This is a genomic window from Acinetobacter sp. YH12126, assembly GCF_013418745.1.
Taxonomy (GTDB): Bacteria; Pseudomonadota; Gammaproteobacteria; order Pseudomonadales; family Moraxellaceae; genus Acinetobacter; species Acinetobacter amyesii.
Genome location: NZ_VPBM01000002.1, coordinates 194583 through 208198, shown reverse-complemented (window position 1 = coordinate 208198; position 13616 = coordinate 194583). Strand labels below are relative to the sequence as shown.

The following is a 13616-nucleotide window of genomic DNA, read 5'->3' as shown; positions in this document are numbered from 1 at the left end:
TAATCAAGAGGGGCAAGGGGGATTTCTCAGTTAAAAAAACAATATTTGTGACCCAGTTGTGAAGTGAAAATCTCCACAACACACGGAGAAAAAAATTGAAAGACTTGCTCGATATCATGCGCAAAAAGACGGATTCAGACGGTCATGCTCCTGTAGAGTTTGATCGCATCCGTATTGGTCTTGCGTCACCAGAAATGATTAAGTCGTGGTCTCATGGTGAAGTTAAAAAGCCTGAAACCATTAACTACCGTACGTTCAAACCTGAACGTGATGGTTTATTCTGTGCCAAAATCTTTGGTCCAGTAAAAGATTACGAATGCTTGTGTGGTAAATACAAGCGTATGAAATACAAAGGCGTCATTTGTGAAAAATGTGGCGTTGAAGTAACAACTGCAAAAGTACGTCGTGAGCGTATGGGGCATATTGACCTTGCTTCTCCAGTTGCACATATTTGGTTCTTAAAATCACTTCCTAGCCGTATTGGTCTGCTTTTAGACATGACTTTACGTGATATCGAACGTGTATTGTATTTCGAATCATACGTTGTAACTGACCCAGGTATGACTCCACTTGAGAAATACCAACTTCTAAACGATGAAGAATACTTCACTGCTTTAGAAGAACACGGTGATGAATTCACTGCGAAAATGGGTGCAGAAGCAGTTCAAGATTTGTTGAAAGACATCGATCTTGAAGCTGAAATTTCACGTCTTCGTGAAGAAATTCCAAATACAACTTCAGAAACGAAGCTTAAAAAAGCTTCTAAACGTCTGAAATTGATGGAAGCGTTCAAAGAATCGAACAATAAGCCAGAATGGATGGTGATGAATGTACTTCCAGTACTTCCACCTGATCTTCGTCCGTTGGTTCCTCTAGAAGGTGGTCGTTTTGCGACTTCTGACTTGAACGATCTTTACCGTCGTGTGATCAACCGTAACAACCGTTTAAAACGTCTACTAGACCTTGCAGCACCAGACATTATCGTACGTAACGAAAAACGTATGTTACAAGAGTCTGTTGATGCATTGCTTGATAACGGTCGTCGTGGTCGCGCGATTACTGGTTCGAATAAACGTCCTCTTAAATCTTTGGCAGACATGATCAAAGGTAAACAAGGTCGTTTCCGTCAAAACTTATTGGGTAAACGTGTCGATTACTCTGGTCGTTCGGTAATTACTGTAGGTCCAACTTTACGTCTGCACCAATGTGGTCTTCCGAAAAAAATGGCACTTGAATTATTCAAACCATTCATTTTTGCGAAACTACAAGCATCTGGCCAAGCGACAACCATTAAAGCTGCGAAGAAAATGGTTGAGCGTGAAACTCCAGAAGTTTGGGACGTACTTGCTCACGTAATTCGTCAACATCCAGTGATGTTGAACCGTGCGCCTACACTTCACCGTTTGGGTCTTCAAGCATTTGAACCAACCCTGATTGAAGGTAAAGCGATCCGTCTTCACCCGTTAGTTTGTGCGGCATTTAACGCCGACTTCGACGGTGACCAAATGGCGGTACACGTACCATTAACACTTGAAGCTCAGTTAGAAGCTCGTGCGTTAATGATGTCAACAAACAACATTCTTTCTCCTGCGAACGGTGAGCCAATCATCGTACCTTCTCAGGACGTTGTCTTAGGCTTGTACTACATCACTCGTGATGCGATCAATGCCAAAGGTGAAGGCATGGTGTTTGCGGATACTGACGAAGTAAACCGTGCACTTGCAACAGGTCAAGTTGATTTACACGCTCGCGTAAAAGCACGTGTACACCAAACTGTCATTGACGAAAATGGTAACCGTGAACAACAAACCATTGTTGTAGACACAACTCCAGGTCGTTGTTTACTTTGGGAAGTTGTACCTGAAGGTATGGATTTCCAACAAATCAACGTTGAGATGACTAAAAAGAACATCTCTAAATTGATCAACTCTTGCTACCGTAAATTAGGTCTTAAAGATACTGTTATCTTCGCTGACCAATTGATGTACTTGGGCTTCCGTCAAGCGACTCACTCAGGTGTGTCTGTTGGTATGGAAGACATGTTGATTCCGCCACAAAAACAAGCAATTATCGAAAAAGCTGAAGTTGAAGTTCGTGAAATTGAACAACAATTCGAGCAAGGTTTCGTAACTGCCGGCGAACGTTATAACAAAGTTGTCGATATTTGGGCGCGTACAAACGACCAAGTAGCGAAAGCGATGATGGACAACTTGTCATTCACAACTGTTAAAAATAAACAGGGTGAAGACGAGAAACAAAAATCATTCAACTCGATCTACATGATGTCTGACTCAGGTGCCCGTGGTTCGGCAGCTCAGATTCGTCAGTTAGCGGGTATGCGTGGTTTGATGGCGAAACCAGATGGCTCGATCATTGAAACACCAATTAAAGCAAACTTCCGTGAAGGTTTGACCGTACTTCAGTACTTCATTTCAACACACGGTGCACGTAAAGGTTTGGCCGATACTGCATTGAAAACTGCGAACTCAGGTTACTTGACTCGTCGTTTGGTTGACGTTGCACAAGACTTGGTAATTACTGAGCCAGATTGTGGTACTTTCGACGGTCTTGTAATGACTCCGTTCATTCAAGGTGGCGATGTCATCGAGAACTTAGGTACTCGAGTATTGGGTCGTGTACTTGCTGAAGATGCGAAGAAACCAGGTTCGGATGATGTGATTCTTCCACGTAATACTTTAATCGACGAAAAACTTGCAAACTACTTAGAAGAGCAAGGTGTCGATGAAGTGAAAGTACGTTCAGTTGTAAACTGTGAATCTACTTTCGGTGTATGTGCGAAATGTTACGGTCGTGACCTTGCTCGCGGTCACTTGGTGAATCCAGGTGAATCTGTGGGTGTAATGGCTGCTCAATCAATTGGTGAGCCAGGTACACAGTTAACAATGCGTACGTTCCACGTAGGTGGTGCTGCGAGCCGAACTTCTGCTGCTAACAGCGTACAAGTTCGAAACAAAGGTACAGTACGTTTCCACAATGTGAAAACAGTACAACACGCTAAAGGTCACTTGGTATCAACTTCACGTTCAGGTGAAATCGGTATCGCAGATGACATCGGTCGTGAACGCGAACGTTACAAAATTCCATACGGTGCTTCAATCATCATTAAAGATGGAGAAGCTGTGGAAGCTGGCGGTATCGTAGCGACTTGGGATCCGCATACACATCCATTGGTTACCGAAGTTGCAGGTAAAGTGCGTTTCAGCCAAATCGCTGATGGCGTAACTGTGACATCGAAAACTGATGATGCAACAGGTATGACGACTATTGAGGTACTTCCAGTAACTTCACGTCCAGCATCTGGTAAAGATATGCGTCCAGCTGTTGTATTGGATACAACAGATGGCGGCGAACAGTTCTACTTCCTACCACAAAACACGATTCTGACTGTGCGCGACGGCGAAACAATTGGTGTCGGTGACGTTATTGGTCGTGTACCACAGGAATCTTCACGTACACGTGATATTACCGGTGGTCTACCGCGTGTAGCTGACTTGTTCGAAGCACGTAAACCGAAAGAACATGCGATCCTTGCTGAAATTTCAGGTATCGTAAGCTTCGGTAAAGAGACCAAAGGTAAGAACCGTCTTGTGATTACTCCGGATGATGGCTCTGAGATTTACGAAGAGCTAATTCCGAAATGGCGTACGATTAACGTGTTCGAAGGCGAGCATGTGAACCGTGGTGAAACCATTTCTGATGGTCCGCAAAACCCACACGACATCTTGCGTTTGAAAGGCGAAGTTGCACTGACAAACTACATCGTGAACGAAGTTCAGGACGTATACCGTCTGCAAGGTGTAAAAATCAACGACAAGCACATTGAAGTGATCGTACGTCAAATGCTTCGTAAAGTTGAAATCACTGACGGTGGTGATACAAGCTTCATCAAAGGCGAGCAAGTGGAATACATCCGCGTTGTTCAAGAAAACCAAGCTGTGGCAGCTCAGAACAAGTTCCCAGCGAAGTTTGAACGTCAATTGATGGGTATTACCAAAGCGTCGCTTTCTACTGACTCGTTCATTTCTGCTGCATCGTTCCAGGAAACAACTCGTGTGTTAACTGAAGCTGCTGTAACAGGTAAAGAAGATGAATTACGTGGTCTGAAAGAAAACGTAGTTGTAGGTCGTCTGATCCCAGCGGGTACAGGTTTGGCTTACCACTTAGAACGTCGTCGTCAAGAGTCTGAAGCTGCAGAGCTTGAGCTTCACAATGATTTCTCTGATGTAGATCAAGCATTAAGCCAAGCATTTAGCGATGAATTTAACGGTCTTTAATTAGCCCTTAAATCATTCCAAAAAAGCCACCTTCGGGTGGCTTTTTTTATGCGGATGAATTGAAAATTAAAGCTTTCCTAATGTTGATTTATTTCCTATAGTAAAAATAGAACATAACAAATCTCTTGATTTTTAAACTTAAACATAACGGGGTCTTTTGATGAAATTCGCACAGCAATTATTCGCAGTTTCTGCATTATTCAGCTCATTGACAGCGATTGCTGCACCTATGCCCAATTCGATTGTGGTGGAAGATAAAGCTGTAGTTCCAGTACTAAAAACAGAAGTGATTCGCCGTGTTGCAGGTCAAGAACCTGTACGCCAAGTGACTGCAACAGTGTTAGAAATGACCAATAAAGGTCAGGATGTCGTGGCACGTGAAATTGAACTTTCAGACCATCAAAGTGATTTTTCTGAAAAGAAATTATCGATTCCAGTACTACAACGTGGTGGTGTCATCGTCCCGACTTCTAAAATTGAAACCAAGACTACGGTGAAGCAGGACGGTCAGATTATTCGTCAAAACACCAATATTGATGCAGAAGGTGTAGAGTTTAAGAAAGGGCAAGACCCGATTAAACGCACGCTAAAACTAGATCAGGCAACAGATCCAGAAAGCAAAGCCAAACTCTCTCATGCTGTGCTGACTGAAAATGGTGAAACCACAAAAGATTTGATGATTTTGGATGAAAACCCTGAGTGATTCGTGAGCGATTAGGCGTGATTTTTTACAAAATGCAGCATTTATGCTCCAAGCCGTAACAAGCTATGTTTAATTGTTTCATACAATGGTTTTAGAATCATAGGTATTGAAGAAGACAAGGAACATCACAATGAAAAAAGTAATGAGCGTATGCGCAGTCGCGATGATGTCGACCCTAATGCTTGCTGGTTGTGAAAGCATGTCGCCAAATGAACAACGTATTGGTGCTGCAGCTTTAGGTGGTGCCATAGGTGGTGGTGTGGGTAATAATGTCGGTGGTGGTGTAGGTGCAGCCGTTGGTGGTGGTGCTGGTGCAGCTGTCGGTAGTAAAACTCAAAACGGTTCAAACCGAAATGCCACATATAGTGGTGTAGGTGGTGCGATTGGTTCTGCAGTCGGTAAAAGTATCTTTGGTGGTAACACTGGTGCTGCGATTGGTGGTGCAATCGGTGGTGGCGCAGGTGCTGCAATTGAGCAAAATCGCTAATCCAATCCGATAAATTTGAATGAAAAGGCGCTTAAAGATAAGCGCCTTTTTTATTTGCGTGGACGGGGTTGCTTGCGACGAATGTATAGGGTTTTTTGAACTTCAGCGATACGTAAGCCTGCTTCATCAAAAATATTTAAGCTATAGTTCCGTAGTACAGGTGCGTGGTTATCTGCTAAGTTTTTAATATGGTTGATTTCATTTGGGTCGAGCTGGATGTCAGCGTATACCGTTCCACGCCCAGGGGATAAAAATTGGATATTTGCAGCTTTGTCCCACACGATATAACGTGAGCCAAGGTGATGCATCAAAATCAACATATAAAATGGGTCAACCATTGAATAAAGACTACCGCCAAAATGTACACCGACGATATTTTGATTTTTACGAGTTAATGGCATTTTGACGCGAATGTGATAATTGGCGAGATCAATTTTATCAATCGAAATGCCAGCACCTTTATAAGGGGCATAATGATTGAGTAAGAATTTAGAGACAATAGGCATTGTCATTATTTTCTGGATTATGCTCATACTGGGTCAATTTTTTTTTATGCTGAACTTTGCATACTAAATGAGTTTCAAAACTGTGGCATTGATCACATTGCCCATGTTCACAAATAAAACGTCAATTCGATGGAATCGATAAAAGGACTAGAAGAATGCAACCACTAAATACGCAATGGGTGAATACCACAGATCAACAACGGCTCTATGTAAAGACATGGGGTGATGAAACCAAGCCCGCTTTGGTTTTGGTTCATGGTTATCCTGATAATCAGGAAGTATGGGAACCGGTTATTGAACATCTTGGTTCTGAATTTTATATTGTGAGCTATGACGTGCGAGGTGCAGGGCAGTCATCTGTGCCCCGTAAAGTACGAGATTATCGTTTGGAGCAATTATCACTTGATTTGGATAGTGTAACGCAAGGGGTATTAGGCGAACGTAGTTTTCATTTGGCCGCGCATGATTGGGGCTCTATCCAATCTTGGGAATCGGTGACTGAGCCAAAATTTCGCTCACGTATTTTGTCTTATTCAACTATTTCTGGGCCATGTTTGGATCATGCGGCATTTTTGCTCAGAAATAGCTTTAAGCATCAGCAGAAAAAATTACTCAAATTATTAAGTAAGTCATGGTACATCGGGGTATTCCAATTACCATTTTTGGCACCGACGGCGTGGCATTTTTTGAATGCTGAACGTTGGGGAAAAATTGTGAATGATTTAGAACGTACTCAAGAATTGCCTTTGAATCATAATATTCAGCATGATGGTAAACACGGTATTGCGCTTTACCGTGCTAATTTTATTCCCCGCTTAACTCAGCCTAGACAACGTCATGCGGTCTGTCCTGTACAAGCGATTGTGTTGAAACATGATAATTTTGTCAGTCCAGATTACATTAAAGAATTACCTAAATGGGTTGAGGATTTATCTGTAGTTGAAGTCAATGCCAATCATTGGGCCGTGCTGAGCCAACCCGAAAAAATTGCAAGTTACATCGCTCAATTTGCGCAATCACAGCAGCTTTAAGTAAATCGTTCAACAGTGGCAGTTTCATCGATAGGGGGCTAAATAGCGAGCAAATTCTGATAAAATACGGTTTTTTGTCAGACTCCCTTTTTTTCTTATGTTTGCTATTCTTGCCGCAATTACAGTCATGTTTGGACTGTCGCTGGCACGCGTGCCTGTTGTATTTGCGCTGATCATTGGTGCAGTAACAGGTGGCTTGTTAGCTGGTCTTGGTATTCATGGCACCATCGAAGCGTTTAATAGTGGCTTAGGCAACGGTGCTCAAATCGCACTTGCTTATGGCGTGTTGGGGGCATTTGCTTTGGCACTTGCGCGTTCAGGTTTGCCAGATTTACTGGCTTATCAACTCATTACTAAACTCAAAGGTAACAGTAATGTGAAAGCCCAGAATCGCGTGAAATACGTAATTTTCGCTACTATCGCTTTAGCCGCCGTATGTTCACAAAACGTGATTCCAGTGCACATTGCGTTTATTCCAGTATTAATTCCACCATTACTCAGCGTATTTAATCATTTAAAACTTGACCGTCGTTTGATTGCTTGTGTTCTGACTTTTGGTCTTGTGGCGACTTATATGCTGGTACCTTTTGGTTTTGGTGCTATTTTCCTTAATGATATTTTAGGTCAAAACATCAATAACTTTGGTAAGCCATACGGTTTCAACATCAGCTATGATCAAATTCCAACTGCTATGGCAATTCCAGTATTTGGGATGTTTGTTGGCTTATTAATTGCTGTTTTTTATAGCTACCGTAAACCACGAGAGTATGCTGACGTTCAGATTAAGGAATCACAGCACACCATCTCATCTGATGTAAAAGCAGATGAAAATGGTAAACCACAAGTCGCTAAATTTACTTTGATTATGGCTGCGGTTGCAGTGGTTGCTACGCTTTCTGTTCAAGTCATATCTGAGTCGATGATTTTGGCCGGTCTCGTTGGTGTTGCGATCTTAAGCTGTGCAGGTATCTTTAAGTGGAAAGAAGCCGACGATGTCATTATCAGTGGTATGCGCATGATGGCACTGGTGGGTTTCATTATGATTTCTGCGCAGGGCTTTGCATCTGTGATTGAGGCTACGAATCAAGTACCAATACTGGTACAAGCTTCGGTTGAATGGATTGGAAACAGCCGAGGTTTAGCTGCATTTTGGATGCTATTGATAGGGCTATTAATTACCTTAGGTATTGGTTCTTCATTCTCAACAATCCCAATTTTGGCCATTATTTATGTACCACTTTGTATTCAATTTGGTTTTAGCCCAGCGGCAACGATTGCCATTATTGGTACAGCAGCAGCTTTAGGAGATGCAGGTTCTCCGGCATCAGACTCAACTTTAGGCCCAACATCAGGCCTTAATATGGATGGTCAGCATGACCACATGAAAGACAGTGTGGTCCCGACCTTCATTCACTACAATATTCCATTAATGATCTTTGGTTGGATTGCCGCAATGGTACTCTAAAAAATTTTCAAAGATAAATAAAAAGGCGATTATATAATCGCCTTTTTTATTATTTAATTCTGAGGATTTTGGTTGGATTAAAATAATTCATTTTATTAATTCTGATTAAAAAGGTTGGTATATTATGAATAATAAATTAATTATAATGGTTGATAAATAAAACCAACCTTTGAACTATGATTAAAATAAATATAGTTAATTAATAATAACTTATATAATAGTGTAATAAATTATTAAATAATGTTATTGCATAATTTTAATACTAATGTTTAATATTAATTATTCATTCTAGAAGGTTGCTTAAAAATGTTAAAACAAGCTGCTCTTATTGCATTATTGGGTATGTCTGCATCAGCTATGGCTGGTCAATGGCAAGTGAAAGTTGGTGGTTCTGTGGTAGCCCCTACTTCCGACACAAGTATTTTAAACGGCGCAGTAAATGTTGAAGCAGATCATGAATATGCATTTACACCATCAATTGAATATTTCTTTAATGACAACATTTCAGCTGAATTACTTTTGGCAACGCCAATAAGTCATGATGTAAATGTTACAGGTGCTGTAGATGCTGGTGTGAAGGTTAAACATTTGCCACCTACAATTACTGCAAAATATAACTTTAAAAATTCAACACGTTTCACACCGTATATTGGTGTAGGTGGTACAGCATTTGTTGCGTGGGATGAAAAAGCAAGTGGTGATTTAGCTGGTGCTAAAGTAAAAGTAAAAGAAGACTTTGGTTTTGCAGGTCAAGTCGGTTTTAACTACCAGCCAGCTGATGCAAAAAACTGGGGTGTTTTCTTTGATGCGCGTTATGCACAGATCAGCCCAGAAGTTGAAATTAAAGATGTTACAACTTTTGATTTAGATATCGATCCAATGGTGTATACAATTGGTTATAGCTACAAATTCTAAGCTGTAGCTAATTTTAAAACCCTGTCGAATGGCAGGGTTTTTTTATGCAGCATATTCCATCCATCAGTTGATCGAATTGAACAAATAGGCAATAGAAAATTTAGGTAGAACTGTTAGAGTCGAAATAAATCAGCAGGTTGGAAGAAGAGAAAAGACGATGAAAAAAATTATTCAGGGTATGCTGGTCTTGGGCAGTGCTTATTTTATTTCGACAAGTTATGCCGCAAGTTTTGATTGTAAAAAGGCGAAAACCATTACCGAACATGCGGTTTGTGATAACCGGAGTATTAATGATGCCGATGTCAAAATGGCCACGACCTATACGATTATTCGTCATTTAGTTCCCATGGGGACACGTGGTGCAATTCAAGATCAACAAATAAAATGGCTACAACTACGCGATCAGTGCCGTGACAATGTCAGTTGTTTAAGTGATGTATATAAAATGCGGCAGCAAAAACTGGATCTCTACATGGACCGCGTTTATAAACAAGGACCTTTTTAAACCTTAAAATTTAGTGCGACAGAATAAAAATTTTCCATTCACACTATTGAAAAATAGTGAAGTCCCTCCATTCATATAGGCAATTGATAATTTTACTCAGTATGAACGGAGAGACTGATGAGCGAACAACAATCTCAAAAACACAGCTTCCAAGCGGAAGTGGCTCAGTTACTGCATTTAGTAACACATTCTTTATATTCAAATCCTGAAATTTTCCTTCGTGAGTTAGTATCAAACGCATCTGATGCCTGTGATAAATTACGTTTTGAAGGGATTAACCATCCTGAATATTATGAAAATGATCCAGATTTACATGTGCGTATTCATTTAAATAAAGAGCAGAAGACAATTACCATTTCGGATAATGGTATTGGTATGACACAACAAGAAGCGATTGATCATTTGGGTACGATTGCTAAGTCTGGCACTAAAGATTTTATGTCGAAGCTTACGGGTGATCAAAAGTCAGATGCACAATTGATTGGTCAATTTGGTGTGGGCTTCTATTCAGGTTTTATTGTTGCTGAAAAAATTACAGTGGAATCACGTCGTGCTGGGGTAAATACCGCTGAAGGGGTACGTTGGGTTAGTAATGGTACAGGTGAGTTTGATGTAGAGCCAATTAATAAGGCTTCACGTGGAACCGACATCATTTTGCATTTACGCGAGGATGCTTTAGATTATTTAGATCGTTACAAAGTTAAGCAGATTATTAATAAATACTCTGATCATATTAGTTTACCAATTGAGATGCAGAAAGAAGTTTGGCAACAAGAGGAAGCTGCCGAAGGCGAAGAAGCAAAACCTGGTCAATATGTACTGACGGATGAGTGGGAAGCGATTAACTCAGCAAGTGCATTATGGACGCGTAATAAAAATGAGATCAGTGAAGAACAATATACTGAGTTTTATAAAAACCTGAGCCATGATTTTGAAGCCCCGCTTGCATGGACACACAACCGTGTAGAGGGAAGTACGGAATATACACAGTTACTTTATATTCCATCTCGCGCACCAAGCAATATTTTCACACGTGAAGCTAAAGCAGGAATTAAGCTGTATGTGAAACGTGTATTTATCATGGATGATGCGGATAATTTGATTCCAAATTATTTACGTTTTGTTCAAGGTGTGGTTGATAGCGCAGACTTACCACTTAATGTAAGCCGTGAATTATTACAAGAAAGTCGCGACGTTAAAACGATTCGTGAAGGTAACGCCCGCCGTATTTTAACGGTGCTAGATGGTTTGGCGAAATCTGAAGATGTTGCTGATCAAGAAAAGTTTGCAAAATTCTACGCTGAGTTTGGTTCAGTCTTAAAAGAAGGCTTAGGCGAAGACATGGCGAATCGTGAGCGTATTCTAAAATTATTACGCTTTGCTTCGTCAAATAATGATGAAGTGAAAACATCATTTGCAGACTATAAAGCCAATATGAAAGAAGGCCAAAAGGCAATTTACTATGTGACTGCTGATAGTTTAAATGCTGCGAAAAACTCACCACAACTTGAATTGTTCAAGAAAAAAGGTATCGAAGTGCTGCTCATGACTGAACGAGTGGATGAGTGGGCGATGGAATTTGTTTTTGAGTTTGATGGAACACCATTACAGAATGTATCAAAAGGTGCAGTTGATTTGGGTGATCTACAAGATGCTGAAGAGAAGAAAGCACTTGAGGAAGCTGCTGAGCAGTTTAAACCTGTTGTTGAAAAACTGTCGGATGCGTTAAAAGATAAGACCTCTGAAGTGCGTGTAACAACACGTTTAGTGGACTCTCCTGCGTGTTTGGTGGTGGCTGAGGGTGAGTTATCACCGCAACTGGTCCGTATGCTAAAACAAGCAGGACAAGCGGTTCCCGAGTCAAAACCAGTCTTGGAAATCAATCCATCCCATCCGTTGGTACAAAAATTAGAAGGTTCAGCGCAATTTGATGATTTGGCGAATGTGATCTTCGATCAAGCGTTGATTGCTGAAGGCGGTTTACCCGAAGATCCTGCCCAATACATCAAACGGATTAACAGCTTATTGCTGAAGTAATGGTAGATATGAAATGAACCTCCTTCGGGAGGTTTTTTTATTTGGTTTTTCGATAGAGCATATGAATAAAAACGTCCATGTCTTAATCTTTAAAATGAATTAAAAATAAATAATTAATCCATAATAACGATCGTTAAGTATTGGGAATCTTAAGATGAAAATTTTAGTGATCGCTGCAATGGGCTCGCTGCTGTCTATGGGCCTCATGCAATCTGCTCAGGCAGACAGCGCTAAGCAAAAAATGGTGCGTAATGACCCTGTGCAGGTTTCAAAACAGATCGCACAATATGATATTAATCCTTTTGTAGATAGTCGCCGTGTGATGCGAAATGATCGTGTTCAGTATAGTTTTCCTAAAGTGAAAAAAGTCGCTGAAAAACAGCCGAGTATTCTACGTAATGATCGTGTGCGTGTGATTAAGAAAAATTGAAGCTGAGTTATTTAAAAAAAGCCCATCCTGTTGAAATGGGCTTTTTATTCGCTGTGAAATAGCGGGTTCTAGAACAAGGCTTCAAGGCGCACTAAAGCGCCCACAAAGTGGCTTTTATCGTCACGATGGTTGTTGAGGTAGTTGAGATCACCTTGGATATAAAACCATTCCCGTAGGAAGGGCTGTCGCCATGATACATAGGGTCCCCAACTGTTTAAACGCAGTTGATCGTTATTGTAAAAACCACCTGTATATAGGCCGTAGTTGAATCGGTTACCTTTAAAAAATTGGTGTTGGCGGTAACTGAAGTTATCCCATTTCAGATCATCATCCTGTGCATCTGCATAGGTTAGGTTGAATTGGTTTGAGATAAAGGGTTGGCCTGGACGGGCATGGGTTAATTCTAAATTGGTTCTTAGATAATTTTCACTATCGATACCATAACGATAAATTTGTTCGGCTAAAAAACTGTAATCATTGTCGAGTTGCCATTTTTTAGCTGCTTTTAAGCGGACATATAGGTCATCACCAGAACGTAAACCGAGATCAACGTCAGTTTCGAAGGGCAGTCGATCTGAAATTTCTGACCAACGTAAAGCCAGTGAACTGTTATCTTCACGGGTTTGCTTATTGTCATAATTTTTATCACTACGCCCCGCAGGGTTTTCATTGGTAATTGCAGCATTATTTTCTAATTCATTATCAAGTGAGTCATCACCAAAGACCACACTCAATTTTTTTTCTAAAGTGGGAAGCTTAATTTTACCGCGAATACGTGGCTTAATTTCGTATTCATCGTGCTTATTCCAACTGTTGTCTAAAATCACCCTAAGGGTAGCATTGGCTGGTTTATCAGGCTCACTTTGCCCAAACCAGTTATCCATGCGAACGGCCGTTCGATCTGCCCAATTTCGGACTTTCTTCTGTTGTCGATCGGTCCAGCTATTATTTTCCGTTTGTTCTATTGTCGGAACAATGGGGTGATCTGATTGTTCAGGTAAGAAGGTCGGTGTTGCATCAATCCAACGTGGAATTTGATCTAAAAAATCATAGGTCTTTGGCGTGATATACGGTGAATTTTGGTCAGTTACAGGCACATCCTGCGAATGTTCACCCTCAGTTTCATTGACGACAGCATCAGTTTCATTGGCCCAAGCAACTTGATACATCAAGCTCATTGATGCGGAAAAAAGCAAAGTCCGAATAAAGTACTGTTGTTTTTTATGCATATGTTTTGGCTCT

General features: G+C 40.9%; 11 protein-coding genes. 9 read left to right on the top strand and 2 right to left on the bottom strand.

Annotated features, from left to right (window positions below):
- Nucleotides 1-95 precede the first annotated feature (95 nt).
- From rpoC to FTU62_RS00995, 3 genes are all read left to right on the top strand, one after another.
- Entirely contained in the window at nt 96-4295 is a 4200-nt protein-coding gene (gene rpoC / locus FTU62_RS01005; protein WP_078192842.1) for a DNA-directed RNA polymerase subunit beta', read from the top strand.
- Nucleotides 4296-4455: 160 nt separating this feature from the next.
- Nucleotides 4456-4998: a hypothetical protein gene (locus tag FTU62_RS01000; protein WP_180101530.1), complete on the top strand. Its 543-nt coding sequence runs from the start codon at nt 4456-4458 to the stop codon at nt 4996-4998.
- A 130-nt stretch (nt 4999-5128) separates the two neighbouring features.
- Nucleotides 5129-5485 carry a DNA transfer protein p32 gene (locus tag FTU62_RS00995; RefSeq protein ID WP_078192840.1) on the top strand — a complete coding sequence of 119 codons (357 nt, stop codon included), beginning with the start codon at nt 5129-5131 and terminating at the stop codon, nt 5483-5485.
- 50 nt (nt 5486-5535) lie between these two features.
- On the opposite strand, the gene FTU62_RS00990 is transcribed toward FTU62_RS00995, so the two are convergent.
- The gene (locus tag FTU62_RS00990) at nt 5536-6018 is read right to left on the bottom strand and encodes a DUF4442 domain-containing protein (RefSeq protein WP_078189823.1); all 483 of its coding nucleotides are present in this window, start codon (nt 6016-6018) and stop codon (nt 5536-5538) included.
- A gap of 128 nt (nt 6019-6146) precedes the next feature.
- Between FTU62_RS00990 and FTU62_RS00985 the strand changes: the two genes are divergently transcribed.
- From FTU62_RS00985 to FTU62_RS00960, 6 genes are all read left to right on the top strand, one after another.
- Nucleotides 6147-7022, top strand: a complete 876-nt coding sequence (locus FTU62_RS00985; protein WP_180101528.1) for an alpha/beta fold hydrolase — start codon at nt 6147-6149, stop codon at nt 7020-7022.
- A gap of 97 nt (nt 7023-7119) precedes the next feature.
- The gene (locus tag FTU62_RS00980; protein ID WP_180101526.1) at nt 7120-8487 is read left to right on the top strand and encodes a Na+/H+ antiporter family protein; all 1368 of its coding nucleotides are present in this window, start codon (nt 7120-7122) and stop codon (nt 8485-8487) included.
- Nucleotides 8488-8793: 306 nt separating this feature from the next.
- On the top strand, nt 8794-9402 hold the full coding sequence (locus FTU62_RS00975; protein WP_180035020.1) for an OmpW family protein: 609 nt from the start codon (nt 8794-8796) through the stop codon (nt 9400-9402).
- A 157-nt stretch (nt 9403-9559) separates the two neighbouring features.
- Nucleotides 9560-9907 (top strand): lysozyme inhibitor LprI family protein, encoded by a 348-nt coding sequence (locus tag FTU62_RS00970; protein WP_078189819.1) that lies wholly within the window; start codon nt 9560-9562, stop codon nt 9905-9907.
- A 117-nt stretch (nt 9908-10024) separates the two neighbouring features.
- Nucleotides 10025-11944, top strand: a complete 1920-nt coding sequence (gene htpG, locus FTU62_RS00965; protein ID WP_180101524.1) for a molecular chaperone HtpG — start codon at nt 10025-10027, stop codon at nt 11942-11944.
- Between the two features lie 154 nt (nt 11945-12098).
- Complete coding sequence (locus FTU62_RS00960) at nt 12099-12374, top strand: hypothetical protein (protein WP_180101522.1); 276 nt, start codon at nt 12099-12101, stop codon at nt 12372-12374.
- Nucleotides 12375-12442: 68 nt separating this feature from the next.
- On the opposite strand, the gene FTU62_RS00955 is transcribed toward FTU62_RS00960, so the two are convergent.
- On the bottom strand, nt 12443-13603 hold the full coding sequence (locus FTU62_RS00955; RefSeq protein WP_180101520.1) for a hypothetical protein: 1161 nt from the start codon (nt 13601-13603) through the stop codon (nt 12443-12445).
- Nucleotides 13604-13616 lie beyond the last annotated feature (13 nt).